The organism is Aeromonas sp. L_1B5_3 (genome assembly GCF_963866575.1).
Lineage (GTDB): Bacteria > Pseudomonadota > Gammaproteobacteria > Enterobacterales > Aeromonadaceae > Aeromonas > Aeromonas jandaei.
The window spans coordinates 33,578-58,243 of the sequence record NZ_CAWMDN010000046.1; the positions used below are offsets into that span (position 1 = coordinate 33,578).

21 protein-coding genes and 1 riboswitch are annotated in these 24,666 nt (G+C 61.8%); of the genes, 4 read left to right on the plus strand and 17 right to left on the minus strand.

Going from position 1 to position 24,666, the window contains the following annotated elements; all coding sequences use genetic code 11:
• Window positions 1-89: 89 nt before the first annotated feature.
• The 3 genes from AACR93_RS03555 to AACR93_RS03565 form a co-directional block, all read right to left on the minus strand.
• Entirely contained in the window at window positions 90-974 is an 885-nt protein-coding gene (locus AACR93_RS03555; protein ID WP_043850015.1) for a YjjW family glycine radical enzyme activase, read from the minus strand.
• Window positions 975-984: 10 nt separating this feature from the next.
• A complete protein-coding gene (locus tag AACR93_RS03560; RefSeq protein WP_043850016.1) occupies window positions 985-2,511 on the minus strand; it encodes a YjjI family glycine radical enzyme in 1,527 nt (508 codons plus the stop codon).
• 164 nt (window positions 2,512-2,675) lie between these two features.
• Window positions 2,676-3,152 carry a L,D-transpeptidase family protein gene (locus AACR93_RS03565; protein WP_033114013.1) on the minus strand — a complete coding sequence of 159 codons (477 nt, stop codon included), beginning with the start codon at window positions 3,150-3,152 and terminating at the stop codon, window positions 2,676-2,678.
• A 280-nt stretch (window positions 3,153-3,432) separates the two neighbouring features.
• On the opposite strand from AACR93_RS03565, the gene AACR93_RS03570 reads away from it, so the two are divergent.
• Complete coding sequence (locus AACR93_RS03570; protein ID WP_043850017.1) at window positions 3,433-6,600, plus strand: S41 family peptidase; 3,168 nt, start codon at window positions 3,433-3,435, stop codon at window positions 6,598-6,600.
• 15 nt (window positions 6,601-6,615) lie between these two features.
• Here AACR93_RS03570 and AACR93_RS03575 read toward each other — a convergent pair whose 3' ends face one another.
• Window positions 6,616-7,914, minus strand: a complete 1,299-nt coding sequence (locus tag AACR93_RS03575) for a ferredoxin reductase family protein (RefSeq protein ID WP_043850018.1) — start codon at window positions 7,912-7,914, stop codon at window positions 6,616-6,618.
• A 305-nt stretch (window positions 7,915-8,219) separates the two neighbouring features.
• Between AACR93_RS03575 and AACR93_RS03580 the strand changes: the two genes are divergently transcribed.
• On the plus strand, window positions 8,220-8,453 hold the full coding sequence (locus tag AACR93_RS03580) for a hypothetical protein (RefSeq protein ID WP_043850019.1): 234 nt from the start codon (window positions 8,220-8,222) through the stop codon (window positions 8,451-8,453).
• Window positions 8,454-8,537: 84 nt separating this feature from the next.
• Here the strand turns inward: AACR93_RS03580 and AACR93_RS03585 are convergent, their stop codons facing one another.
• Entirely contained in the window at window positions 8,538-10,403 is a 1,866-nt protein-coding gene (locus AACR93_RS03585; protein ID WP_043850020.1) for a M3 family metallopeptidase, read from the minus strand.
• A gap of 288 nt (window positions 10,404-10,691) precedes the next feature.
• Between AACR93_RS03585 and AACR93_RS03590 the strand changes: the two genes are divergently transcribed.
• Entirely contained in the window at window positions 10,692-12,374 is a 1,683-nt protein-coding gene (locus AACR93_RS03590; RefSeq protein WP_043850021.1) for a methyl-accepting chemotaxis protein, read from the plus strand.
• A 264-nt stretch (window positions 12,375-12,638) separates the two neighbouring features.
• Window positions 12,639-12,724: riboswitch (cyclic di-GMP riboswitch) on the plus strand.
• A gap of 65 nt (window positions 12,725-12,789) precedes the next feature.
• Window positions 12,790-14,211, plus strand: coding sequence for an N-acetylglucosamine-binding protein GbpA (gene gbpA / locus AACR93_RS03595; RefSeq protein ID WP_043850022.1), 1,422 nt, complete (start codon window positions 12,790-12,792; stop codon window positions 14,209-14,211).
• Between the two features lie 150 nt (window positions 14,212-14,361).
• Here gbpA and AACR93_RS03600 read toward each other — a convergent pair whose 3' ends face one another.
• The 12 genes from AACR93_RS03600 to AACR93_RS03655 form a co-directional block, all read right to left on the minus strand.
• Window positions 14,362-15,198: a transporter substrate-binding domain-containing protein gene (locus tag AACR93_RS03600; protein WP_043850023.1), complete on the minus strand. Its 837-nt coding sequence runs from the start codon at window positions 15,196-15,198 to the stop codon at window positions 14,362-14,364.
• Window positions 15,195-15,956, minus strand: a complete 762-nt coding sequence (locus AACR93_RS03605; RefSeq protein ID WP_043850024.1) for an amino acid ABC transporter ATP-binding protein — start codon at window positions 15,954-15,956, stop codon at window positions 15,195-15,197. The genes AACR93_RS03600 and AACR93_RS03605 overlap by 4 nt, the downstream gene beginning before the upstream one ends.
• Window positions 15,953-16,615, minus strand: a complete 663-nt coding sequence (locus AACR93_RS03610; RefSeq protein ID WP_043850025.1) for an amino acid ABC transporter permease — start codon at window positions 16,613-16,615, stop codon at window positions 15,953-15,955. The genes AACR93_RS03605 and AACR93_RS03610 overlap by 4 nt, the downstream gene beginning before the upstream one ends.
• A complete protein-coding gene (locus AACR93_RS03615) occupies window positions 16,605-16,727 on the minus strand; it encodes a hypothetical protein (RefSeq protein ID WP_269429841.1) in 123 nt (40 codons plus the stop codon). The genes AACR93_RS03610 and AACR93_RS03615 overlap by 11 nt, the downstream gene beginning before the upstream one ends.
• A complete protein-coding gene (locus AACR93_RS03620; protein ID WP_043850026.1) occupies window positions 16,708-17,373 on the minus strand; it encodes an amino acid ABC transporter permease in 666 nt (221 codons plus the stop codon). The genes AACR93_RS03615 and AACR93_RS03620 overlap by 20 nt, the downstream gene beginning before the upstream one ends.
• Window positions 17,370-18,581, minus strand: coding sequence for a threonine synthase (locus tag AACR93_RS03625; protein ID WP_043850027.1), 1,212 nt, complete (start codon window positions 18,579-18,581; stop codon window positions 17,370-17,372). The genes AACR93_RS03620 and AACR93_RS03625 overlap by 4 nt, the downstream gene beginning before the upstream one ends.
• A gap of 195 nt (window positions 18,582-18,776) precedes the next feature.
• Window positions 18,777-19,724 carry an HTH-type transcriptional regulator Cbl gene (gene cbl / locus AACR93_RS03630; RefSeq protein WP_043850028.1) on the minus strand — a complete coding sequence of 316 codons (948 nt, stop codon included), beginning with the start codon at window positions 19,722-19,724 and terminating at the stop codon, window positions 18,777-18,779.
• A 123-nt stretch (window positions 19,725-19,847) separates the two neighbouring features.
• Window positions 19,848-20,915, minus strand: coding sequence for a sulfate/molybdate ABC transporter ATP-binding protein (locus AACR93_RS03635; protein WP_043850029.1), 1,068 nt, complete (start codon window positions 20,913-20,915; stop codon window positions 19,848-19,850).
• Between the two features lie 22 nt (window positions 20,916-20,937).
• Window positions 20,938-21,828, minus strand: coding sequence for a sulfate ABC transporter permease subunit CysW (gene cysW / locus AACR93_RS03640; RefSeq protein WP_043850030.1), 891 nt, complete (start codon window positions 21,826-21,828; stop codon window positions 20,938-20,940).
• The gene (gene cysT / locus AACR93_RS03645) at window positions 21,825-22,664 is read right to left on the minus strand and encodes a sulfate ABC transporter permease subunit CysT (protein WP_041209035.1); all 840 of its coding nucleotides are present in this window, start codon (window positions 22,662-22,664) and stop codon (window positions 21,825-21,827) included. Before cysT ends, cysW begins: the two co-directional genes overlap by 4 nt.
• 252 nt (window positions 22,665-22,916) lie before the next feature.
• On the minus strand, window positions 22,917-23,498 hold the full coding sequence (locus AACR93_RS03650) for an RBBP9/YdeN family alpha/beta hydrolase (protein ID WP_043850031.1): 582 nt from the start codon (window positions 23,496-23,498) through the stop codon (window positions 22,917-22,919).
• Window positions 23,499-23,560: 62 nt separating this feature from the next.
• On the minus strand, window positions 23,561-24,562 hold the full coding sequence (locus AACR93_RS03655; protein WP_042030331.1) for a sulfate ABC transporter substrate-binding protein: 1,002 nt from the start codon (window positions 24,560-24,562) through the stop codon (window positions 23,561-23,563).
• Between the last annotated feature and the right edge of the window lie 104 nt (window positions 24,563-24,666).

The following is a 24,666-nucleotide window of genomic DNA, read 5'->3' on the forward strand; positions in this document are numbered from 1 at the left end:
AGCCGCCCCAATCGCCCCCTCCAATAGACAGAAATCACAGTTGTCCGCTTTGGCGGCGCAGCCTGTCGTATTGTGGCATGACTCCGAAATCAGATTAGCGGCGGCAGCGTCACTGGCCCAAGCCCGGCCTCACGCAAACGACTTGCCAGCTGTTCCAGCTCGTCACGGGTTGCCTCGGGCCAGCGGATCGCTTCTCCCCTCACCCCGTGGTGGCGAAAACCGTTGAGCCGGATCGGCACGGCGCCGAGCTGGCGCAGAAAATCGGCAAGACCGCGATCGAGCTGCCCCTCTACATCCAGAAAATCGCTCCTGCCCGGCACATGGAGCAGCCGCAACTCGGCCAGCTTGCCGTGACTTGCCAGCAACCTGAGCGAAGCCAGCACCCGCTCGCGGCCATAGCCGGTCAGGGAGAGGTGTACCGAGTCACGCCACCCCTTGAGGTCGATCATGGCGCCGTCGAGCTGCGGCAGCAGCCGCTGCCAGCCAGTCTCGGCCAGCGAGCCATTGCTGTCGAGCAGACAGCTGAGATGGGCCAGATCCGGCGCCTCCTTGATAGCGCGAAACAGGGCCGCCACGAAAGGAAGCCGGGTGGTCGCCTCACCGCCCGAGACGGTAATGCCGCTCAGCAGCGGGCCGTAGCGGCGTAGCAGGGCCAGCACGTCGGCCACCGTCATGGTAGTGGTTTTGGGATTGGCGCTGCGCGGGCAGGCCTCCAGACAGGCGTCGCAATCGGTACAGTGCGCCTCCTGCCAATGAACCTTGCCCTCGCTCATGGTGAGGGCGCCATTCGGGCAGACCGCAAGGCAGTCGCCGCAATCGTCGCACAGCCCGATAGTGTGGGGATTGTGACAACCGGGGCAGCTGAAGTTGCACCCTTGCAGAAACAAGACCAGCCGGTTGCCCGGCCCGTCAACACAGGAAAAAGGCAGCACCCTGCTCACCAGGGCGCTGCGCGTCAGCAGAGCTTCATCCATCGGACTCGGCTCAGTACTGGCTGATGGTCGACTCATTGGCCACCACTCGCGGTGCCCGCTGGCGGATGGCGGTCACTTCACTCGCCTCGGCACCAAGACAGGTGGTCTGCAACCGCGACCCCTCCTCTGCGAAGCGGGCCACGTCGCTCTTGCGGATCATGTAGCCGGTCACCCGCACCAGATCGCTGTCGGCCACGTTGGCGGTGAACTCGCGCATGCCGATGGCGAGCGCCCCCTTGCAGAGCTGCAGCAGCGCCTGCGGATTCTGGCGGATGGTGGGATCCAGGGTCAGGATCTCGCTGATCCCCGAGTGGTAGTAGCCGTGGTGCGGCGCCAGCGCCAGCACATGGCTGGCAGGATCCGGCTCCTGCCCGTAGGGAATCCGTACCCCCGGGGTCACCGCCACATCGATGCTGAGGCCGCCCTGTGAGTGCAGCAGAGCGTGCCCACCCCAGGCATGGGCCTGCGGCGTCGCAGTGACATATTCCGAAAGCTGGGCCGAGATGCGATAGCCAAGCTGATTTGCCTCTTCGTCGTGACCGTAGCGGCCCGGCAGATTCTCTTTATCCATCAGGATGTTGACCGCTTCCGCCATGCCGTAGATGCCGAACATGGGGACGAAGCGATCCTCATCCAGCAGCCCCTCCTTGATCAGGAAGCTGTCGAAGAAACCGGACTCCTCGTGCAGGAAGGCGGCGCGCACCGCGATCAGCTGGGACGTGAGACGGCAGTAGTGGGGCAACAGGCAACCAAGGAAGTCATCGATCCCCTGTGCCTGCTCGGCGACCCGCTTGAGGGAGATGCGCACCAGGGTGTTGGCACCACCGGCCTGCGGCAGGGAGTTGTAGCAGCTGACGATGCCAAACCCACGCTGGTCGAAGGTATCGCGATGGATCGGGTAGTTGGCGATGTGCGGCTTGCTGCACTCGGCGATGTTCTTCACAGCCCTCAGCAGCAGATCATCGGGAGTCTGCTCCGGATCGTGAAAGAAGGTGAGGTTGGGGGCCACCTGCTTGAGCTCGTTGTCGATGCGCAGGATCAGGCGGCAGATCCGGTTGTCATCGGGGCCGATGTTGACGTGCATGAAGGCGTCCGGCAGCACCCGGTCCAGATAGATCCAGAACCCTTTCAGCTTGCGGTAGAGAGTCTCGTCATCCAGCTCGCCGACAAAAGGGAGCAGCAGCTGATCGAGCCGTCCCAGCCAGACCGGCATGCCGGTGACGGAAGGAACGTGGTGATAGAGGATGCGCAGGGCATCGAGCGCTTCATCGAAATCCCGCGGCGCTGCCAGCTCCAGCCAGGCGGAGCCCTGGGTCAGGAACTTCTCGTAGTCCGGCAGCACATAGCGCGGCTTGTAGGGAGCGTGGCCCTCGAACATGTCACAGACAAATCCCTGCTCCATCGCCTCGGCCACTGCGGCAGGCAGGTCGGGGTATGGCAGCGCATTCTCGGCGGCCAGCGCCAGCGCGTGGCTCTTCTGGGCGGGAGAGAGATGGGGATCGCGCACGATGCGCTGGCAGGTTTCGGTCAAAGACATGGCAAGCTCCTTCACTGGCTGAGCCCATATCCTCACCTTTTGCAGGCTTTTTTGGAATTGACATTCATAACATGGTGGATGTCCATAAAAGACATCCGAAAGGCGGGATCACATCCGCTATAAACCAACGGGGCCCGCTCGATGGAGCGGGCCCTGTTCATCAATCAGGGTTCGATGATGATGGGCGTGCCGGGCTTGACGGCCTCCCACACCTCATCCAGATCGTGGTTGAGCATGGCGATGCAGCCATTGGTCCAGTTGGAGGGCTGTACCCTGCGGTTGCCAATGCTGTTGATCTGGCCGTGGATCATGATCATGCCACCCGGGTTTACCCCCTTCTCGTTGGCCGCCTTGATGTCGTCCAGATTGGGGTAGTTGATGTGGATCGCCTTGTAATAGCCGGAGTTGGTCTTTTTATAGTCGAGGATGTAGCGACCTTCCGGTGTGCGCTGATCCCCTTCCCGCTGCTTGTGACCCTTGGGCGCCGGGCCCAGCGCGATCCAGTAGCGTTTGACCTCTTTGCCATCCTTCATCAGGGTCAGGCTATAGGTGGACTTCTTGACCACCACCATGTCGGCAGACAGGGTGGCAAAACTCAATGCGGGCCACAGCCCCAGTAAACACAGTAATACGGCTCTCATTCCATCCCTCGACAAGCCTCTGATACGGGCTTTGGTGTTGCCAAATCATCTGAATAATCTTCGCCTGCTGGCGAGCGAGCGCCATGATATTGGATCGCCATCAATACTCAATATGCGCGATAAAACATATCTTGGCACCGGTTTCGCCTGATCCCCGCGCACGTCGGTCAGACTTCAATAATTAATATTCAAAACAATAAGATAGCGTCAAACATCAGTTCTGGCGTATGACCTGATGATCGGCGATGATTACTTTTCAATCCATCGACAGGATCATGCCATGCGCTCTTCATGCCGCTTCGTCCACCTGCTGTTGTCACCCCTGCTGCTCTGGCTGCCCGCATCTTACGCAGCGGATGCGCTCTGGCTGCGCGATCCCGCCCTCTCCCCCGATGGCAAGCAGCTTGCCTTCACCTGGCAGGGACGGATCTTCATCACCAGCGCACAAGGGGGGCCGGCCAGTGCCCTTACCGGCAGCAGCTACCTGAGCCAGCGCCCCATCTGGTCGCCGGATGGCAAGCAGATCGCCTTTGCCGCCAACCTCTATGGCAACGAGGATGTGTTCGTGGTGCCCGCCAGCGGCGGCAAGATGGTGCGGCTCACCCGCGACTCGCGCAACGACCTGCCGCAGGCATTCAGCCCCGATGGCAAACAGCTGCTGCTGAGCAGCCAGAGGCTGACCGACCCCAATGCCGATCACTTCGTGGCCGAAGGAGTTCAGGTCAGCGCCCTCTACTGGGCGCCGGTAACAGGAGGCAAGCTGCAGGCCGATCTGCCGCTGCCAGCGATCCTCGCTCGCCCGCACGGGCAGCAGCTCGCCTACCAGATGCCGTCTATGGAGCAACCCTTTCGCAAGCACCAGCACTCGTTCGCGGTGCCCCGTCTCTGGCTGTTTGATGGCAAGCAGCACAAGCAGCTGACCGAAGATCGAGTGGCGGCCACCGACCCGGTCTGGAGCGACAAGGGGGATACCCTCTTTTACCTGAGCGAGCGCAGCGGTGACTTCAACGTCTGGCGCCGCGATCTGGCCAGCGGCAAGGAGCAGCAGCTGACCCACTACAAGGGCAATCCGGTGCGGGGGCTGAGCGCCTCGCGCAGCGGCGATCTGGTCTGGTCGTGGCTCGGGGAGCTCTACCGCCTCGATGCCGGCAGCACCGAGCCGCGCAAGCTCGCCATCACGCCGCAGGTGGTGAGCGAGCCGGATGAACAGAGCCAGTCCAACAATCAGGCTGACGAGATCCTGGTCAGCGAGGAGGGCAAGGAGCTGATCCTGGTGAGCGAGGGGAGCCTGTTCGCCGTCGATCCCGAGCGGGAGCGGGTACGCCAGCTCACCGACTCCCCTAGCGAGCAGTCCAACCCCCTCTTTGCCGAGAAGGAAAGCTCGCTTATCTACCTCTCCGAGCAGGATGGGCCGGCCGCCCTCTATCGCCTGCGCAAAGCGGATCCGGAGCGTCTCTTCAGCGATCCGGGCCCCTTGCAGGAGAGCCTGCTGCTGGCCATTCCCGGCAAGGGGATCAGCCGTCCGGTGCTCTCTCCCGATGGCAAGCTGCTCGCCTTCGTGGTCGATGGTCAGGCCATCCATCTGCTCGATCTGGCGAGCAACAAAGAGCGCGAGCTGGTTCCCGCCAGCTTCAACCCCTCGCGCCACGAGGTGATGCTCGCCTTTGCTCCCGACTCCCGCCATCTGGCGCTCACCTTCCGCCCCGACTCGGCCCAGCAGGAGATCGCCGTGCTCGATACGGCCGATGCCAAAGCCAAGCCGGTTAACGTCAGCCTCAACGGCTATCAGGACGGAGCGCCGGCCTGGAGTCAGGATGGCGGCATCCTCTACTGGCAATCGACCCGCTATGGTGTGCTGGATGCCGATGGTGAACCCCTTGGCAGCAACCTGCTCGGCATCTACAGCAGCCGGGCGGCCAAGGCGGACTTTCTGGCCGAAGTGGCGCCGCCCAAGGAGGGGTATGGCTTCGAGACCGATCGCCTCTCCCATCGGGAGGCGCTGCAACTCTTCCCCAGCGGCACGCTGCTCGCCAGCCGGGTCGTTCACGACCAGCTCGTCTATCTGGTGGAAGAGGGGGGCCCCAACAACGAGAGCGAGATCAAGGGTTACGCGCTCGACCTGCGCAAGGGGGAGACCCGCCAGCTGTTTGGCGATCAGCCGGGGCCGGCCATGGCCACCCTCAATCGGGAGGCGACCCTGGCCACTCTGGTGCGGGACGGAGAGATCACCCGCATTAACCTCGACTCCGGCGAGGCGCTCAGCTCCGCTTTCGAGCTGGTGCAGAGCAGGGGCCAGCACGCCCGGATGGTGGCCGCCTTTGACCAGATAGCCCGCCTCACCCGGGACGAGTTCTATCGCGACGACATGAACGGAGTGGACTGGAACGGCTATGTCGCCACCTATCGCCGACTGCTTGCCGGCATCAACAACGGCCGCGACTTCGGTGACCTGCTGGCGGAGCTGGCGGGCGAGCTGAACGTCTCCCACACCTGGGGCTATGGCCCCACCCGCTATCCCGACATGGCGGATGAGACCGCCAGCCTCGGGGGCTACTGGCAGGATGGCAAAGAGGGGGTAGTGCTGACCCATCTGCTGCCCGGCGGGCCGCTGGATCAGGAGAGCGACATCGCTGCCGGTGCCCGTCTGCTTGCCATCAACGGCAATCCGGTTGCCACCCGGACAGAGCTAGATCGCGCCCTCAACCACAAGGCCGGAGCGCGGCTCGCCCTCACCTTCCAGCAGGTGGGCAACAAGGAGCCGGACGAGGTGGAGGTAACCGCCATCGATCAGCAGCAGGAGTATCGGCTGCAACTCGACAGCTGGATCACCAAGCGGCGGGATCTGGTGGCCAAGCTGAGCAAGGGCCGGGTCGGCTACGTCTATCTGCCGGAGATGAACAGCGCCGTCTATGAGGAGCTGGTGTCGGAGGCGCTCGGCCGTTTGCGCAGCAGCGAGGCGCTCATCGTCGACGTGCGCTTCAACAAGGGGGGCTATCTGGCCAATACCCTGGTCGGCTTCCTCACCGGCAGCAGCAGCGCGCACGGCATGGCCATCTCGGATCCCAAGGCGGGACAAGGGGCCAGCGATGCCGCGACCCGTCAATGGACCAAACCCTCGGTGGTGCTGGTCAACGCCGGCAGCTACTCGGAGGGCTCCGCCTTCCCCGAGTACTACCGCGCGCTCAAGATTGGCCCCATCGTCGGCGAGCCGGTGCCCGGCACCGGCACCATGGTCTATGGCCATACTTCCCGCCTCGTGCCCGGCCTCTCCTACGGCATTCCAACTCTGGGGCTGCGCAAACCGGACGGCACCTTCTACGAGAATCAGGAGCTGATCCCGGATCTGCAGGTGCCCCTCACCCCCGCCGACATGCTGGCCGGGCGGGATCCCCAGCTGGAGGCCGCAGTAAAAGCCGCCCTCAAGCAGTTGCCCGCCAGCGCCAAATAACGGCGCCCATCGAGCTCACCGAAAACGAAACAGCTCGCGATGCAGATGCCCGTCCGGCAACAGCCGGGTCAGGGCATCTGCCATCCCCTCCGGCCCGCAAAACCACACCTGCTCGGGTGCATCCTGCGCGATGCGGGTCAGATCCAGCCGCCCGGCCGCCTTGTCCAGATGCAGCTGATAGCGCACACCGGTGCGATGACAGAGCTCGGCCAACCGCTGGTGGTAGACAGCACCCGCCAGATCCGGTGCGCACTGGATCAGGGTAATCCCCTCGCCGCGCTCGCCACGGGCAGCCAGCCCCTCCAGCCAGGCCACAAACGGCGTGATACCGATCCCGGCCCCCAGCCAGAGGGCTCGCCCTCCCCCTTGCGGGGCGACAAAAGCGCCATAGGGGCCGGTCACCACCACCTCATCCCCGACGCGCGCCTCTGCCACCAGCTGACGGGTATGATCCCCGAGCGCCCGTACCGCGATCACCAGCTGGCGCCGATCCGCCGACACCCGCACCAGAGTAAAGGGGTGCGGCCCCTCCTTGGCGTCAAATTCGAAAAAGGCAAACTGACCCGGGCGGTAATGGGCGAGCGGCCGCTCCAGCTGCATGGTCAGCTCGCAGGTCTGATCCGCCAATGTGCGCACCGCAACGACCCGGCCGGGATGGCGCTTGCGCGCCCCCACTTGCCCCAGCAGGGAGTAGAGGGCCCCGATAGCGCCGATCCCGCCGATCAACCAGATCGCTACCCCAACCGGCGTCATGGCTCCCACCTGAGGCAGCAGGCAGAGCCCGTGGCCCCAGCCCGCCAGATAGATGAGCGGCGCCAACCGGTGGATCAGCCGAAAGCGGCCATAACTCACCAGCGCCAGCAAGCTCACCACCACCAGCGCGATCAGCAGATAGAAACTCCACTCCCCCAGGGTATTGCCAAGGGCATGGAGCGAGATGCCATTGCCTGCTCCTGCACCAGCGGCGGCAGCACTGGCCCCACGCCTTGCGGGGCGGCTCAGCCAACCCGCCGAGACCGCCCACTTGGGCGCCTCTACCAGCAGCCAGTGAGCGGTCAGTGCCAATGCGCCGCCGATGGCCGTCTGGCGGTGCAATCGCAACATCCGGTCCAGACCGCCACACCACACCTCCAGCTGCGGCAGGCGCAACGCCAGCAACAGCGAAATGGCCATATAGGCCATCCCCAGCAGGCCCGTCAGCAGCAACATCTCATGGCGCCAGGGCCACACCCCGTTCGCGTCTCCCGCATAACCCAGCCACCAGACTCCGACCGCCAGCAGCGGCAACAGCCACCACACCCGTTTACCCGTCATAACATACTCCCTGGTTCCATCGTGGCAGGGCCTCACCCCTGCTCATGGTTCCATTACAACCCCGTCCGGTCACAAGACTTTGCCAGAGGGGGAAGCTTGTGTGGCAATGTGTGACAAACGGAAACAAAAGAGGGGCCGACTGGCCCCTCGTGATCACCCTTGTTGGCTCGCCCCTCTTCACAGGAGATGGCGCACAATCCACCTCTGCCGTGATTGACGACCGGTCTGCAAAAGGAATCAAATGGGGACGACACATATCTGCGGCGAAAAACCTGCTACCCACCTTCCGGACAAGGAGCTCCCCCTTGCTTTCATCCACCGAAAAACGCGTCTGCCCCAGTTGCCAACTCGAGACCAACCATGTCGTGGTGCTGGTCGACAAATCCTTTGGCCAGCAGCTGACACCGGAGCAAAAGCGCAAAGCGTTTATCAAGGACTTCATTACCGGCTGGGCCGCCGGCCCCTTTCTGGCCAACATGGATCGCTTTGAGCGCCACGCCATCTGTGAAAATTGTGGAAAAAAGGTCATCGATGAGTAGTGAACAATGAGCAAAAAGAATGGCAGGAAGGTTTCCCCGCCTGCCAATTGCCGTATCAAAGCAAGTTAACGCCTATTAGATTGCTCACTGCACGCAGCTCCGCCCCTCCCCGACATTCTCGGAAAAATAGTGCTGAGCAATCCACGCCTCGAAATCGGACAGCATGCGCGCCTCCGACTCGCGGTTGTCGGCGATAAGCTCGGCGCCGTGTACCACCCGGATATGGGCGTCGAGCGGGCTTCCCTCACCCGCCGCGGGGCGCTGCTGCGCGGCAGCCATGCAGGCTTGCGCCTGTTGCCACGCCTCGGCGGCGCTCAGGTTGCACGCCTCGGCCAGCGGCACGGCACTGAAGCCTTCACCGGTCAGGCTGCGCAAGGTCTCATCGTGAGTCATGCCGTTGCCCGGCCCCCAGTAGTGGGCAGCCAGATCCGGCCCGATGCGCGGGTTGTCGGTAAGGTAGCCATCGCGCTTGAGGAAGTAAGCGCGGGTCTGCTCCACCGCCATCAGCGCCAGCAGGTAGCCGTGATAGGCGCAGGCCGACTCCTGATTAAGGAGGTGCGGAATGGCCAGCAACGGGCGCGGGCTCTCGACCCCGAGGATCTTGCGCTCCCACTTGCGGGCCAGTGCCAGCACAGCCTCGGGAGTGCGATCGCTCTCTGCCATGGCGTAGAGATCCCGCTCGAAGTAGGCCACCAGCGCGATCTGGCGTTCGTTAAAAGCGCGAAACGGCTGGCGCGCTTCGATCATCTCCTTGATAAGCGCATCGGGGATCGCCTCTCCTGCCGCATTTCTGGCGTAGCGTTTGAGCCAGTCGGCATCGTCCAGCAGGCTGTCGCAGAACATTGACTGGGTCTCGGCATAAGCCATGGAAGTTGGCGGGAACTCCTGGGAGAAGCAGGGCGCGTTGCCGGTGACATTGGCAAAGTGCGCGGCGTGGCCCCCCTCGTGGAACAGGGTATTGAGGCCACTCCAGCCGCTGCCCACCTGCGCCGGATTGGCCAAGCTGGTGAAATTGACCACCGCAGGCACCCACTCCCCTTGCTGGAAGAAGCTCGGAACCGGGCCGTGGCAGAAGCCGTTCTCGTATTTCCCCTCCCGGGTCAGCAAGTCCAACGTCAGGGTCGCACCGCGATACTGGATGCCGAGCCGGCGGAAGCTCTCGACCCAATCTCGCAGCGCCCGCGAGAAGGGCACATAGGGGTCGAGCTGGCGGGTCACGTCGCCACTGACGAAGTAACGCAGGTTGTGGGGCAACAGGGCCACCTCCCCTTTGGCCGCTTTCAGTTCGACCAGACTCTGCTGCAACCGGGCGTCGGTGCGGGCGATGAAGTCATCGAGGATGGCGAACAGCTGATCCGGGCTCATCTGCTCGTTCTTGCGCACCTTGTAGGCGAAGTAGTCGCGATAGCCCATGGCGCGGGCAAAGCGGTTGCGCAGCGCTACCACCTCGAGAAAGCCGTTGCCGACCACCCACTGCTCCAGGGTGTGGAACATGGCGATGGCGCTTTGTCGCACCGCCTCGTTCGAGCTGGCGGCCAGCGAGGTGCTGGCGGCGGGCAGGCTGCCAACCACCTGCTGGCCCTGCTCATCCAGCAGGGTCAGTTTCAGACCTTTGCGGCGGGCAAACAGATCCGCCTCGGCAGCCACCAGCTCATCCATCAGGGCGGCGGCAACGGGATCCTCGATGACGTTGCACTCGAAGAAGGCAATCCAGCCCGCCAGACCCCGTTTTAACTCTTCATCTTCGGCGAGGGCGTGCATCTTGCGCAGTTCCGGCAACCGCTCCGGATTGGCGCAAAAGGCCTTGTAGGCCTGCTCGGCTGCGGTAAACCCGGCCTGATCGTCGCTGGTGCCCATGTAGGTGGCCCAGAACAGATCCTCCTTGCATCTGTGAACCTGCAGATAGTCGCGATTGAGCTGGTCAAAATACTCTCTGGCAATCGAACTCATAAATTCCCTCTTGTCGCAGGAGCGCTCCGGATGGCCCCTGTTCTGGTTGGTGAAATGCCAAGCTATTCACATTTTTCGGCAAATCGTGCGAAGAAACCCTTTTCAATGTGCTACCCGAAAGCGGGTTGTAACCTCTGCTGACTATACTGATGTTAAAACGCTCATTTAAACAGGCTCGCCAAGCCACTGAAAGTAAATGAATTGTTAAATGAGACGTTCAGCAAGAGAGATAGAGGCTACCGCTGTATCGAGCCACCATAACATCAACGGGATAACGAGGGGTTAGTCATGTTCAAGCTCGGTGATATCACCGTGAGCCGCAAATTGATCTTGCTGCTCACGGTTGCGTTTGTCGGTTTCGTGTCACTGCTGCTCATCTCCGCCAACGCACTCCAGCGCAATCTGATGAGTGAACGGGAAGCGCGACTCAATGCCGTGCTGGGACAGGCCATGAGCCAGATCCAGTTTCTGGCCAGCACCCTGCCGGCAGAGCAGGCGCAGCAGGAGGCGCGCAAGCTGCTGACCAATATGCGCTTTGATGGCAACAACTATTTGTTCGTCATCGACGAGAGCCGCAAGATGCTGGTACATCCCATCCGGCCCGAACTGGTCGGCCAGACCATGGGAGAGGGTTCGGGTGCCACCGCAGGGCAGTTCTGGTTCCAGATGGTCGACATCGCCCGTGGCGGCAAGCAGGGAACCCTGCAATACATCTGGACCGGCCCGTCTGGGGAAACCGCTGACAAGCTCTCCATGGTCTCTGGCTATCAACCCTGGGGCTGGATCCTCGGCACCGGTATGCTGCTGCAGGACATCCACCAGACCATCTGGGCCCAATACATGAAGATGGGCAGTGCCACCGCCATCGTCATTGTGCTGATGGGGCTGCTGGGCTGGCGCATCACCCACTCCATCGTCTCCCCGCTCAACCAGATCAACCACGCCATGCAGCGAGTCGCCAGGGGCGATCTGGTGGTCACTATTCCGGTGCAGGGCAAGGATGAGCTGGGCATGGTGGCAAGCTGCACCAACCAGAGTCTCGATGCCATCCGCCACGCGCTGCTGGAGGCAAGTCAGGGGGCCCGCAACGTGGCCGATGCCGCCCTGCGCATCGCCGCCTCCGCCGAGCAGACCAATCAGGCGGTCACCAACCAGCGGGATCAGCTGGCCCAGCTCGCTACCGCCATGAACGAGATGAGTACCACCATCTCTGACGTCGCGGGTCATGCCGAGAACACTGCGCGCGACACCCAGGAGGCGACCGGTGAGGCTGGCCTCGGCAACCGGGATGTGCACGCCAGCGTGAACGGCATCAAGGCGCTCGCCAGCGAAGTGGAGCAGGCGACCCAACAGGTCAATCAGCTCAAAGAGGGGGTCATGCAGATCGGCGAGGTGACGGCGGTCATCAGTGCCATCTCGGATCAGACCAACCTGCTGGCTCTCAACGCTGCCATCGAGGCAGCCCGCGCCGGCGAGCAGGGCCGCGGTTTTGCCGTGGTGGCCGACGAGGTGCGCCAACTGGCCAGCCGCACTCGCCAGTCCACCGAGGAGATCCAGAGCACCATTGCCCAGCTGCAACAACGGGCCGTCAGTGCAGCCAATGCTATGGATGCCAGCCGCAAGCTGGCGGAGAGCAGCGTCGATCAATCCCAGCAGGCGGGCCAGGATCTCACCCTGATCGTCAACCACATCCAGCATGTGAGCGACATGGCGACCCAGATCGCCACCGCCGCCGAGCAGCAGAGCATGGTGGCCGAGGATATGAACCGCAACGTCAGCGGCATCAACGACTCGGCGCTGGAGATGTCCCAGTCCGCCTCGCAACTGGCGCAGGAGAGCGAGCTGCTGGCCGGTCTATCCCGCAGCCTGGATGAGCGGCTTGCGGTGTTCAAACTGGGCAAGGAGTCAGCTGCAGCGCCAATGATGGCTCCTGTGTCTCCTCTCTCCGGAGAGCAGCGCGCCCGTCATTGATGGCGTCAACCCGTGTCGCCTTGTCACCCGACCTGCCAGCCAAGCTGGCAGGTTTTTTTACGCCGCCAACACGCAATCAGCATGCACCTTATCGGCATATTCAACGGTATTCGACGCCATTCATAAATTAGAGAACAATTTAAAAACAGTTAGTTAGAATGATTCGTGCGTCGCTGAACGATGTATTTAAACATTTAACTTCAAATAATTAATCAAAGCAGTGCACAATGGCGATGGCCGAACATTTGGCCCATCAGTAACCATCTAGTCATTTGGCAAACTGACCGAAAGGTCGGGACGCAAAGCCTCCGGTCTACAGACGTTTTGTCCAGGATAGCGGGGTTGCCACACGCAAGTGTGCATCGGGGAACTCCCCGGCCAACTGACTGCCCACATCTATCGAACAGAGGAATGTATGGCAGCAAAAATCCAACTCAATCACATCGCAACGGTGCTGGCCCTGCTGGCCAGCGGCAGCGCCCTGGCCCACGGCTACATCAACCAGCCAGAGAGTCGCAACTACCTGTGCAAAACAGGTGGCAACAGCCAGTGTGGCGGCGTGCAGTGGGAGCCCCAGAGCGTGGAGGGCCCATCAGGCTTCCCGCAAACCGGCCCGCAGGATGGTCAAATCGCCTCGGCGGGCAGCCCGCGCTGGAGCGAGCTGAACATCCAGACCAGCGACCGCTGGACCAAGCGTGAAGTACAGCCCGGCCCCTTCGCCATCAGCTGGACCTTCACTGCCAACCACGTCACCCGCAACTGGCGCTACTACCTCACCAAGCAGGACTGGAACCCCAACCAGCCGCTCACCCGCGCCTCGTTCGACCTGACTCCCTTCTGCGTCATCAACGGCAACATGGTGCAGCCGCCCAAGGAGATGACCCATCAGTGCGTGCTGCCGGAGCGCACCGGTTATCAGGTGATCCTCGGCGTGTGGGAAGTGGGCGATACCAGCAACAGTTTCTACAACATCATCGATGCCAAGTTCAAAGATGGTAGCCAGCCGCCGCTGGAGTGGAGCCAGGCAGGCACCATCTACCCCTCCATTGACCTTGCTGTGGGTGACAAGGCGATGACCCGGGTATTCGATGCCAACGGCGAGCGCCCCGATCTGCAGACCGTGCTGACCATCACCACCGCCGAGCAGGGCCAGAAGAACAGCTGGGCTCATGCCCTCGCCAGCAAGATCAACGCCGAGCAGAGCCTGATCCGCGCCGGTCAGCAAGGAGCCGATGGCCAGTTCAATCCGATCTACGGTATGAACCCCGTCTATCTGCATCGAGACAGCAAACTGGATCGAGTCGAGATTGACCTGCAACAGCTGCAACCGCCAGTGGTGGACAGCATCAGCGTCAGCGGTCTGGCCAGCGACTATGTGCTGGACAACGGCAAGGCAACCCTCGATTTCACCGTCACCGCACAGGGCGATCTGGCCGTCACCAACACCCTCTATGACCACGGCGGCGTCGCCAAGGGTGAAAGCAGTGCCGACATCAGGGACAGCAGCCACACCTTCACCATGGCGCTGGAAGGGCTCAAGGCGGGTCACCACCAGCTGGTGATCAAGGCCACCCCGAAAGCGGGCGGCGAGACCATCCAGCAGACCATGGATCTGATGTTCAAGGAGCAGAGCAGCGGCGAATACGACTTCGTCTTCCCGAACTCGCTCAAATCCTATGCCGCCGGCTCCAAGGTGCAGCAGCCGAAAAATGGCAAGGTCTATCAGTGCAAGCCCTTCCCCTACAGCGGCTACTGCCAGCAGTGGACCACCACAGCTACCCAGTACGAGCCGGGCATCGGCTCCCACTGGCAGATGGCTTGGGATGAAGTGCACTAACCCACGCTTGGCCACATAAAAAAGGGCGTCCTCTCTAGCAGGGGACGCCCGGAAAAATCAAACCTTGCGGTTTGCATACCAACGGAACCAAGACCTCACTCTTCACTTACTTCACACACTCAACACACTCTTCAAAACAGGGTTTGTCCATTAACCCTGCCATTTTCCTCCTTCGACAATCACATCATTCGGATCGGTATCAGGGCTCAGCTTGTCACGCACATACTGGTCATAGAGTTTCAGCAGGTACTTCTCCTCCCCCAGCTTGGCGAGACGGTCGTTGACCCAGTCACGCAGCTCGATATTGCCCTTCTTCACCGCCGGGGCGATGGGATCTTCCGAGCCCAGTTTTTCGGGCAATACCCGATAGCCCGGATTCTCCTTGGCCCAGCTGAACAGTACCAGGTTGTCCTGGGCGTAGGCATCGCCACGCCCCTGGGCCAGCGCCTGCAGGGATTCGGTGTTCTTCTCGAACTTGAGTACCTTCCACTCCGGGTGGTTGCGGGTCAGCCAGATGTCGGCCGTGGTGCCGGTGGTCACGATCAAGGTCTTGCTGGCCAGATCGTCGAGCTTCTTGGCCGGGCTCCCTTCCGGCACCAGCACCTGTACCGCCACTCGCAGGTTCGGGTTGGTGAAATCCACCACCTCGCGCCGCTCCGGGGTCACCGTCATATTGGCGAGGATCAGATCCACCTTGTCGCTCTGCAGGAAGGGGATGCGGCTGGCTGGCTCCACCGCCACGAACTCGATCTTGTTCTCGTCCCCCAGCAGGTCCTTGGCGAAGCGGCGGCCGAGATCGGTGTCAAAACCGACGTAGTTCCCCTTCTCGTCCACGTAGCCAAACGGTGGCTTGTCGGTGAATACGCCGACGATGAGCTTGTCTCGCGCCTTGATCTTGTCGAGAGAACCGTCCGCCGCATAGGCAGCGCCGCTGGCGATACCCAGTCCCAATAAGGCACTAAGCAGAACCGAGGTGATTTTTTTCATGCTGACTCCTTTCGTTTGATGACATTTGTATAAGAAAACTTGGCGAGGAACTGGCGCGCACGCAGGCTCCTGGGATTGTCGAAAAATTGGTGGGGGGCGGCCTGCTCCAGAATGTGGCCGCCATCCATGAAGACGATGCGATCCGCCACCGCCCGGGCGAAGGCCAGCTCGTGGGTGACGATAAGCAGGGTCATGCCGCTGCCGGCGAGATCGCGGATCACCTCCAGCACCTCCTGCACCATCTCGGGGTCGAGGGCGGCGGTCACCTCGTCAAACAGCATCACCTGCGGGTTCATGCACAGCGCCCGCACGATAGCGATACGCTGCTGCTGACCACCGGAGAGCTGGCGCGGGTAGTCGTGGCGCCGCTCCCACAGGCCGATGCGGGTCAGCAGCTGCTCGGCTTGCAGCAGCGCCTCTGCTCGCTCCCGCTTTTGCACCTGCAGGGGGCCAAGCAGCACATTTTCCAACACCGTCAGATTGGGGAAGAGGTGATAGCTCTGGAACACCATGCCGATCCGCTGGCGCACTCGTTGCCAGTCGGTGGCACCATCCAGCAGCACACCATCGAAGCGGATCTCGCCCCCCTGAATGGGTTCGAGCCCGTTGAGAGTGCGCAGCAAGGTGCTCTTGCCACAACCGCTTGGCCCCAGGATGACGATCACCTCTCCGGCGCGCACGCTGAGGCTGATCCGATCCAGCACCAGATTCGGGCCGAACTGTTTACTGACAGAACCGAGTTCAAGCAGAGGTGTCATACCGCATTACCCCATTGTTGCTCCAGCCGGCGCGAGGCGAGCGAGAGCGGATAGCAGACCAGAAAAAAGAACAGAAACAGCAGACCGTAAATAAGCAGCGAGCCATAGGTGCGCTCGATGATCTGCTGGCCCACCTTGATCACCTCCACCACCCCGATCAGCACCGCCAGCGAACTGGTCTTGATGATGCGGGTGTAGATGTTGATGGTCGGCGGCGTCAGCCGCTGCAACGCCTGCGGCAGCAACACATGGCGATAGAGCTGCCAGGTCGAGAGCCCGAGCGCCAACCCGGCCTCCTGCTGACCACGGGCGAGGGAGTTGAGGCCACCGCGCACCACCTCCCCCACCTCGCTGGCGCCCCAGAGGGCGAGTACCAGCACGGCACACCAGAAGGCCGGAATATCGAGGCCGAAAAAGATCGGCAACCCGAAGAAAAAGAGATAGAGCCACACCAGCACCGGCACTACCCGAAACAGCTCGAGATAAAGCCGCAGCAGACCCCGCACCAACCGGCCGCCCTGTTGTGCCAACACGCCGTAAGCGACACCGCCGAGGGTGGCAAACAGGATGGCCAGCAGCGAGATGGCGAGGGTCTGGCCTGCGCCCACCGCCAGCAGTGGCAACGCCTGCATCAGCTGTTCAGAAATTTCACTGGCCATATTGAGCCCTCCTTTCCTGCGCCTCGGTGGCGAGTGACTGCGGCAGCTGGAAGATAAGTGCCCACATCGGGATCCTCGCCTGCATCAGCGATTCAGTGACCGAACTGACCATGTTGCAGCCTCCTTTCAACGACGCGCAGAGCGAGAGAGAGCGGCAGAAAGATCAGCACGCACATCAAGGTCAGCACCGCCAGCATCTCGTAGGTCTTGTAGTAGAGGGCGATGTAATTCTTGGTGGTGTAGAGCAGCTCTGGCACCGCCACCGCCGAAGCCACGGTCGTCTCCTTGAGCAGGAAGATGAAGTTGGCAAACAGCGCGGGCAGGCTGGCGAGCCAGGCCTGGGGCAACTGCACGTGGCGCAGCAGTTGCCAGCGAGAAAGCCCGATAGCCCTGCCAGCCTCCAGCTGACTGGCGGGCACCGCCTGAATGCCCGCCCGCAGCGCCTCGGTTAGATAACCACCGCCGAGGAAGGTCATGGCAATCACCGCGGTAGTAAACCCAGAGAGCGACAAGCCGAGCGCAGGCAGCCCGAAATAGAGGAAGAAGAGCTGGATCAGCAGCGGCGTGTTGCGGGCCAGCTCGACATATCCGCGGATCAGGGCGCTGAGCGGCCGCTTGTGCAGGCTCAGCAGGGCGACGTTGAGCAAGGCGACCGCCAGCGAAGTGAGGATCACTATGGTTCCCAGCTGCAAGGTGACCCAGACCGCCTTGCCGAAGGCGGGCAGCGTTGTGACGATAAAGGGCAGATCCAGATTCATGCCGGGATCCTCCCGTCACGCTGCAGACGCTGGGGCAGCACAGTGATCGCATCCGGGTACTTGATGCCGGTACCGGTATTGAGCACGACAACCTGCTCCTGCTCCCGGATCCAGCCCGCCTCGCGCAGTTGGCGAGCGGCAGCAAACGCGGCGGCCCCTTCCGGGCAGACAAAGCTCCCTTCGCGAGAAGCAAGCAAGCGGATCTCGCTCTGGATCGCCTTGTCATCGACCGCGATGGCGCAACCCTCGGTGCGATAGAGGGCGTCCAGCACCAGAAAATCCCCCAGCGCCTTGGGCACATTGATGCCGAATGCCAGCGTCCTGGAGTCGGGCCAGAAGCTCGACTCGGCGGCTCTCTGTTGCCACGCCTGTACGATGGGTGCGCAACCGCTCGCCTGCACGGCCACCAGCCGGGGCAGCTCACCCTTGACCCACCCCAGCTCCTGCAGCTCGCGCAGCCCCTTGTAGATACCGATAAGGCCGACCCCGCCACCGGTGGGATAAATGATCACATCCGGCAGGGTCCAGCCCAGCTGTTCGGCAATCTCCAGCCCCATGGTCTTCTTGCCCTCTATCCGGTAGGGCTCCTTCAGGGTTGAGGCATCAAACAGGGCGTGCTCCGCCACCGCCTGCGCCACCTGGCGACCGGCATCGCTGATCAGGCCATCCACCAGATAGAGACGGGAACCGGCGAGTGAGGTCTCCAGTCGGGTGATGGCGGGAGCTGCCTGCGGCATGACGATGGTACTGCGCAGTCCGGCGCGGGCACCGTAGAGCGCCCATGCAGCCCCTGCGTTGCCGTTGGTCGGCATGGCGAAGTGAGTGACGCCGAGTTCACGCGCGCGGGAGATGCCCACCGCTGCGCCACGGGCCTTGAAGGAGCCGGTGGGGATGACACTCTCGTCCTTCATCCAGAGATCCGGAATACCGATCTGTTTGCCCAGCGTGGGCAGCCGTAGCAGCGGGGTAAGCCCCTCCCCCAACGTCACAACATGGGCGGGATCCCGCACCGGCAGCAACTCGTGATAACGCCACAGGCTGGCCGGGCGACCCGACAATGCCGCCGGGTGCCAGGCTCGCTTCAGCGCATCGAGATCGTAGCTGGCCAGCAGTGGTGCACCTGCCCGGCTCAGTTGCCAGGGTTGGTCGGCATCATGGATCTCGCCACTCTTGCTGCAACGCAGATGTGATAGGTAGCTATACGGCATGCTTTATCCTGAATGGATCGACTTTGGTCAGTCACTTATTCCATCCTGCAATCCAAGTACCGGATAACAAACAAAATTAACTGGCAAACCTAAGTGAAAAAATTCATATGAAGCCGTCTATTTTCGCTGGCAATCTCCTCTGCCAGCAATAAAGAAGGGGAGCCATTGGCTCCCCTTCTGCTCTTCTCTTCCGATTCAAATCTGGAAGTCGATGGCAGGCTCGCTGCCCATGGCGCGGGCCTGAATATCCGCCAACGCCAGCTCGGGGTTGCAGAGCTGGATAAACTGCCAGGCAAAGTTGTGCTGGAACTGCCCCTGCTTGAGGCCAATCCAGGCGGTGTGGGGGGCAAACAGATGGCTGCCATCGAGCTGTATCAGCCCCTGATCGCGCTGGGCGTCGAACGCCATGTCGGCCAGTATGCCGACCCCCATCTCCAGCTCGACATAGGTCTTGATGACATCGGAGTCCTGCGCCGTCAGCAGGATCTGCGGCTCGATACCAGCCGCAGCAAAGGCTTCATCCACCCGCACCCGCCCGGTCAACCCGGCTTGATAGGTGACGATGGGCCAGTTGGCCAGCGCCGCCAGCGTCAGATCCCGCTCGCCTGCCAGCGGATGTTGCTCGGGCACCACGATGTTGTGGTGCCAGCGGTAGTAGGGGAATGCCACCACCCCTTCGCTCTTGTCGAGCTGCTCGCTGCTGATGCCGATATCCACCTCGCCGGTCTGCACCAGCCGCACTATCTCCTCCGGGCTGCCCTGACGCAGCTCCAGCTGTACCAGCGGGAACTGCTCGCGAAACGCCTTTACCACCCGCGGCAAGGCATAGCGCGCCTGGGTATGGGTGGTAGCCACCAGCAAACGGCCCGAGTCGCGGTTGGCAAAGGTGCTGGCCAGTTTGCGGATGTTGTTGGCGTCATTGAGAATGCGCTCGGCAATCACCAGCAGCTCCTTGCCAGGCTCGGTCATACCGAGCAGCCGCTTGCCGTAGCGGATAAAGAGCTCGATACCGAGCTCCTCTTCCAGCTCGCGGATATGGCGACTCACCCCGGATTGCGAGGTAAAAAGGGCGTTGGCCACCTCGGTCAGGTTGTAATCCCGCCGCGCTGCCTCCCGGATAATTCGTAACTGCTGAAAATTCACCTTGTCGCCTCCTGCGAAGAGTGGGTGACACAAGCTGGTCACCCCCTCATTTTTGTTATTTGGCCGGATCATGCCCCGGCAGAGCGCCTGAACCCGGGCAACCATGCCACCCGCAACACAACATCAAATCTGGTAATCGGGATAGAACTGCGCCTGTCTGGCCACCAGCCGTACCCCCTGTCCCGGAGCAAACTGCTTGGCCGCCTCCTTGCTCAGCTCCGCCTCGTAGTGGGCCCCTTTGGTCTCGCCATCGCCACGCAGCTCCACCCGAATGCGTGGTCCCATGGGCAACAGACGGGTGATGGTGGCGCGGATCCCGCCCGGCGCATCGGCTGGCAGAATCTCCAGTTCATGGGGACGGACATAGGCGATGGCGGCACTGCCGTGGGCCAGATGAGAAGCCGACGGCCCGCCGAGCAGCTGCTCGCCGACACCGAATCCCTGCTCCGCCACCCGACCGCGGAACTGGTTCACGCTGCCAAGAAAGCTGTGGACGAAGGAGCTGGCGGGCTGGTCATAGACCTCGGCCGGGGTGCCGATCTGCTCGACCCGTCCGGCGTTCATCAGCACCACCCGATCCGCTACCTCCAGCGCCTCTTCCTGATCGTGAGTCACGAACAGACTGGTGACGTGCAGCTCGTCGTGCAGCTCGCGCAGCCAGCGGCGCAGCTCCTTGCGCACCTGGGCATCAAGGGCGCCGAAGGGCTCGTCCAAGAGCAACACCTTGGGCTGCACCGCCAGCGCGCGGGCCAGCGCGACCCGCTGACGCTGACCGCCGGAGAGCTGGGTCGGGTAGCGCTCGGCCACGTGGCTGAGTTGCACCAGCTCCAGCAGCTCCTTGACCCGGGCACGAATGGCCGCCTCGGCCGGGCGTTCACTGCGCGGTTTGACCCTAAGGCCAAACGCCACGTTTTCGAACACCGTCATGTGGCGAAACAGGGCGTAGTGCTGGAACACGAAGCCGACGTTGCGCTCACGCACATGGAGATCCGAGGCATCCTCGCCACGGATGATGACGTGGCCAGAGTCGGCCTGCTCCAGCCCGGCGATGATCCGCAGCAGGGTGGTCTTGCCGCAACCGGAGGGGCCGAGCAGCGCCACCAGCTCACCGTCGTGAAAGTCGAGGTTGATGTCTGCCAGCGCCGCGTACTGATTGAAATGCTTGTTGAGTTGTTGAACCTGAATGCTCATGGCTGCCTCTTTAAAACGGTGATCAGTGAGATTTGGTGGGCTGGGCACGCAGCCGGGCCAACAGGGTTTCACCCAGCAGGGTGAAGATCCCGAACAGAGCCAAGAGGCTTGCCACTGCAAAGGCGGCGCCGGTCTGGTACTCGTTGTAGAGGATCTCGATATGCAGCGGCAGGGTATTGGTCTGGCCGCGAATATGACCGGAAACTACCGACACCGCGCCAAACTCCCCAACCGCGCGGGCGGTACAGAGCAGCAGGCCATACATCAGGCTCCAGCGAATGCCGGGCAGGGTGACGCGCCAGAACATCTGCAGGCCGCTCGCCCCCAGCATAATGGCCGCCTCCTCCTCTTCCGGGCCGCGCGCCTCCATCTGGGGCAGCAGCTCGCGCACCACAAAGGGCACGGTAATGAAGGTGGTGGCCAGGATGATCCCCGGGGTGGCGAAGATGATCTTGATGTCATGTTCGCTCAGCCAGTCACCGAACCAGCCGCGGCTGCCGAACATCAACACCAGCATCAGACCGGCGATCACCGGCGACACCGAGAAGGGCAGATCGATGATGGTGATGAGCAGCTGCCGACCGGGGAAGCGGAAACGGGCGATGGCCCAGGCCGCAGCGATCCCGAACAACAGATTGAGTGGAACGGCGCAGAACGTCACCAGTGCGGTGAGACCGAGGGCGCTCAGGGCATCCGGCTCGCTGATGGCGTGCCAGAAGAAGGCCAGCCCTGGGCTCAGCGCCTGAATAAAGACGGTGGCCAACGGCAGCAGCAACAGGGCGGCAAACCAGCCGAGACCCACCGTGATGAGCAGCCATTTGACCCACTGGGGTTCGCGGATCACTGGAGGTGCCTTGCGCACGGGAGCAACCTCCACAGGGGCGACTTCAAGGGCGAGTGTCGATGCGTTCATATCCGGCTCCCTCCGATACGAGACCAGCTCCAGGCCTGCAACTTGTTGATTAGCAGTAACAAAATAAATGAGATCAGCAGCATCACCACGGCAATGGCAGAGGCGCCGGCATAGTCGTACTCCTCCAGATGGCTCATGATCATCAGCGGTGCGATTTCCGAGACCATCGGCAGGTTGCCGGCGATAAAGATGACGGAGCCGTACTCCCCTACTGCACGGGCAAACGCCAACGCAAAGCCGGTGAGCAGGGCCGGGATCAGGGTCGGCCAGAGCACGTGGATAAAGGTCTGCCAGCGATCGGCGCCGAGGCTGGCGGCGGCCTCCTCCTGCTCGCTCTCAGCCTCTCGCAGCACCGGCTGCAGGGTGCGCACCACAAAAGGCAGCCCGATAAAGGTGAGGGCGATAACGACGCCGATGGGGTTGTAGGCGAGCTGGATGCCGAGCGGCGCCAGCAGATGGCCGATCCAGCCGTTGGGGGCGAAAATGGCACACAGGGCGATGCCGGAAACGGCGGTCGGCATGGCAAATGGCAGGTCGATCAACGCATCCACCAGTCGACGACCGGGGAAGGTGTAGCGCACCAGGATCCAGGCCAGGATCAGGCCAAACAGGCTGTTGAGCAGCGCCGCGACAAAGGCAGCCCCGAAGCTCAGGCGAAAGGAGGCGAGCACCCGGGGTGAACCAATCACCTGCCAGAACTCGGCTGCCGTGAGGTTGTTCGCGGCAAACAGCACCAGCGCCGAGAGCGGCAACAGCACCAGCAGGCCCAGATAGAGCAGAGTAAAGCCGAGGGTCGGGCCAAATCCCGGCAGGACTGAGTAAGAACCAAATCGCATAACGATTCCATTTGTTATGAAAAACATCAGATGTAGCGATTCTGCTTACTCTCCTTTTAAGCAACAAACACCATTTGCGACTTTGCTAATTACTTTTTTGTCTAACAACGGTGGGACAAGGCTTTTAGAGCGATCCAAATAAAAAAAGGTCTTTTATATAAATAAAAGACCTAAGAAATGGAGCAATACGGAGCGCAACATTCAAAGAGCAGGGTTCGCAACAGCTCACCCGATAACATATCCCGCCATTGGTTAAGGGCCGATGGCAGAGACAACAACAGTTCTGATAGCCGAAGCCGCTTGCGGAGCAACCACTAGCTCGGCCCGGCGATAGAGAGAGCCAAGCAGTTCCAACCCCTGATGCCAGTCGCCATGACCGGACTGGGCATTGATATGGCCCGCGCTGCCGGCGTCGAACAGAGGCACCTGCCACTGACGACTCCAGTATTCGGCCCGCTCAAAGCTCATCCAGGGATCATTGCGACTGGCCACCAGCTGAGCGGAGACTTGCAACGGCCCTTCCAACCGTTCATCGACAATCCCGAAACGGGCCGGGTCAGCCGGTGCCACCAGAAAGAGCGAGGCGACCTTCTCCGGCTGCAATCTGGCTGCCGCAATGGCGGTCAGGGCACCGAAAGAGTGGGCCACCAGATGGACCCGACTGCGGCGACTTCTCAACTTGCTCGCCAGCTTGGCACTCCAGACCGTGAGATCCGGTTTCTCCCATGGCAGACCCGTCATCCGTTGCCAGTAGGGAAAATGCTCGTGCCAGCGACTTTGCCAGTGATCCGGCCCACTGTTGTGCAGACCGGGAACCAGGAGGATCTTGTTCATCTTGGTGCTCCTATCGGCTGGCACAGGGGCCAGTTCAAAGGGATTAAACGGATTTACCTGCCTCAGCCACCGGGTTGGTAGATCTGGTCAAACAGACCGCCCTGAGCGAAGTGCTTCTTCTGGGCTTTATCCCAGTTCCCCTCGATATCCTTGACCGTAAAGAGTGCGAGCTTGGGGAACTGATCTGCGGTCTCTTTCAGGATCGCCGGGTTGCTGGGGCGGTAGTGATACTTGGCGACTATGTGCTGCCCCTCGTCGGAGTAGAGGTAGTCGAGGTAGGCCTTGGCCACCGTTTCGGTGCCGTGCTTCTTGGCAACCTTGTCCACCACAGCGACCGGCGGCTCAGCCAGTATGGAGACCGATGGCACCACCAGTTCGAACTTGTCGCTGGCACCGGGCTGACCAAGTACCAGCAGGGCTTCGTTCTCCCATGCCAGCAGCACATCGCCAAGGCCACGCTCGATAAAGCTGGTGGTGGCACCGCGGGCGCCGGAGTCCAGCACCTTCACGTTCTTGTAGAGATCGCCGACAAACTGTTTGGCCCCCTCTTCATTGCCACTCTTCTTCAGGGCATAACCCCAGGCGGCCAGATAGTTCCAGCGGGCACCGCCGGAGGTCTTGGGATTGGGGGTCACGATGGCTACATCCTTGCGCACCAGGTCGCCCCAATCCTTGATCTGCTTGGGATTACCCTTGCGTACCAGGAAGACGATGGTCGAGGTGTAGGGCGCTGCATTATTGGCCAGACGGTTCTGCCAATCCGCTGCGATAAGACCTTGCTTGGCAACGGCGTTGACGTCGTAGGCAAGCGCCAGCGAGACCACGTCAGCTTCCAGCCCGTCCACTACGGCGCGAGCCTGCTTGCCGGAGCCACCGTGAGACTGGCTCACCACCACATCGTCACCGGTTTTGGCCTTCCACTCCTTGGCAAAGGCGGAGTTGTACTCCTGAAACAGCTCGCGTGTCGGATCGTAGGAGACGTTGAGCAGGTGTACTTCCGCGGCGTAGGCCTGGCCAAAGGCCAGCACGGAGAAGAGGGAGAGAGCGGTCATTCGCAGTTTCATGGTGATACTCCATATCGTTGGGTTGAGAGCAGCATGCCGCGGAGTTGTTATGCCGAGAAGAAAGAAATAACTCTTTGCTTATCTCTTTTGCTCATATCAGGCAG

What these genes read in the sequence shown, in the direction of transcription:
- AACR93_RS03555 (WP_043850015.1), bottom strand. Translation starts at nt 974, where the DNA reads ATGGATGAAGCTCTGCTGACGCGCAGCGCCCTGGTGAGCAGGGTGCTG.
- AACR93_RS03560 (WP_043850016.1), bottom strand. Translation starts at nt 2,511, where the DNA reads ATGTCTTTGACCGAAACCTGCCAGCGCATCGTGCGCGATCCCCATCTC.
- AACR93_RS03565 (WP_033114013.1), bottom strand. Translation starts at nt 3,152, where the DNA reads ATGAGAGCCGTATTACTGTGTTTACTGGGGCTGTGGCCCGCATTGAGT.
- AACR93_RS03570 (WP_043850017.1), top strand. Translation starts at nt 3,433, where the DNA reads ATGCGCTCTTCATGCCGCTTCGTCCACCTGCTGTTGTCACCCCTGCTG.
- AACR93_RS03575 (WP_043850018.1), bottom strand. Translation starts at nt 7,914, where the DNA reads ATGACGGGTAAACGGGTGTGGTGGCTGTTGCCGCTGCTGGCGGTCGGA.
- AACR93_RS03585 (WP_043850020.1), bottom strand. Translation starts at nt 10,403, where the DNA reads ATGAGTTCGATTGCCAGAGAGTATTTTGACCAGCTCAATCGCGACTAT.
- AACR93_RS03590 (WP_043850021.1), top strand. Translation starts at nt 10,692, where the DNA reads ATGTTCAAGCTCGGTGATATCACCGTGAGCCGCAAATTGATCTTGCTG.
- gbpA (WP_043850022.1), top strand. Translation starts at nt 12,790, where the DNA reads ATGGCAGCAAAAATCCAACTCAATCACATCGCAACGGTGCTGGCCCTG.
- AACR93_RS03600 (WP_043850023.1), bottom strand. Translation starts at nt 15,198, where the DNA reads ATGAAAAAAATCACCTCGGTTCTGCTTAGTGCCTTATTGGGACTGGGT.
- AACR93_RS03605 (WP_043850024.1), bottom strand. Translation starts at nt 15,956, where the DNA reads ATGACACCTCTGCTTGAACTCGGTTCTGTCAGTAAACAGTTCGGCCCG.
- AACR93_RS03610 (WP_043850025.1), bottom strand. Translation starts at nt 16,615, where the DNA reads ATGGCCAGTGAAATTTCTGAACAGCTGATGCAGGCGTTGCCACTGCTG.
- AACR93_RS03615 (WP_269429841.1), bottom strand. Translation starts at nt 16,727, where the DNA reads ATGGTCAGTTCGGTCACTGAATCGCTGATGCAGGCGAGGATCCCGATG.
- AACR93_RS03620 (WP_043850026.1), bottom strand. Translation starts at nt 17,373, where the DNA reads ATGAATCTGGATCTGCCCTTTATCGTCACAACGCTGCCCGCCTTCGGC.
- AACR93_RS03625 (WP_043850027.1), bottom strand. Translation starts at nt 18,581, where the DNA reads ATGCCGTATAGCTACCTATCACATCTGCGTTGCAGCAAGAGTGGCGAG.
- AACR93_RS03635 (WP_043850029.1), bottom strand. Translation starts at nt 20,915, where the DNA reads ATGAGCATTCAGGTTCAACAACTCAACAAGCATTTCAATCAGTACGCG.
- cysW (WP_043850030.1), bottom strand. Translation starts at nt 21,828, where the DNA reads ATGAACGCATCGACACTCGCCCTTGAAGTCGCCCCTGTGGAGGTTGCT.
- cysT (WP_041209035.1), bottom strand. Translation starts at nt 22,664, where the DNA reads ATGCGATTTGGTTCTTACTCAGTCCTGCCGGGATTTGGCCCGACCCTC.
- AACR93_RS03650 (WP_043850031.1), bottom strand. Translation starts at nt 23,498, where the DNA reads ATGAACAAGATCCTCCTGGTTCCCGGTCTGCACAACAGTGGGCCGGAT.
- AACR93_RS03655 (WP_042030331.1), bottom strand. Translation starts at nt 24,562, where the DNA reads ATGAAACTGCGAATGACCGCTCTCTCCCTCTTCTCCGTGCTGGCCTTT.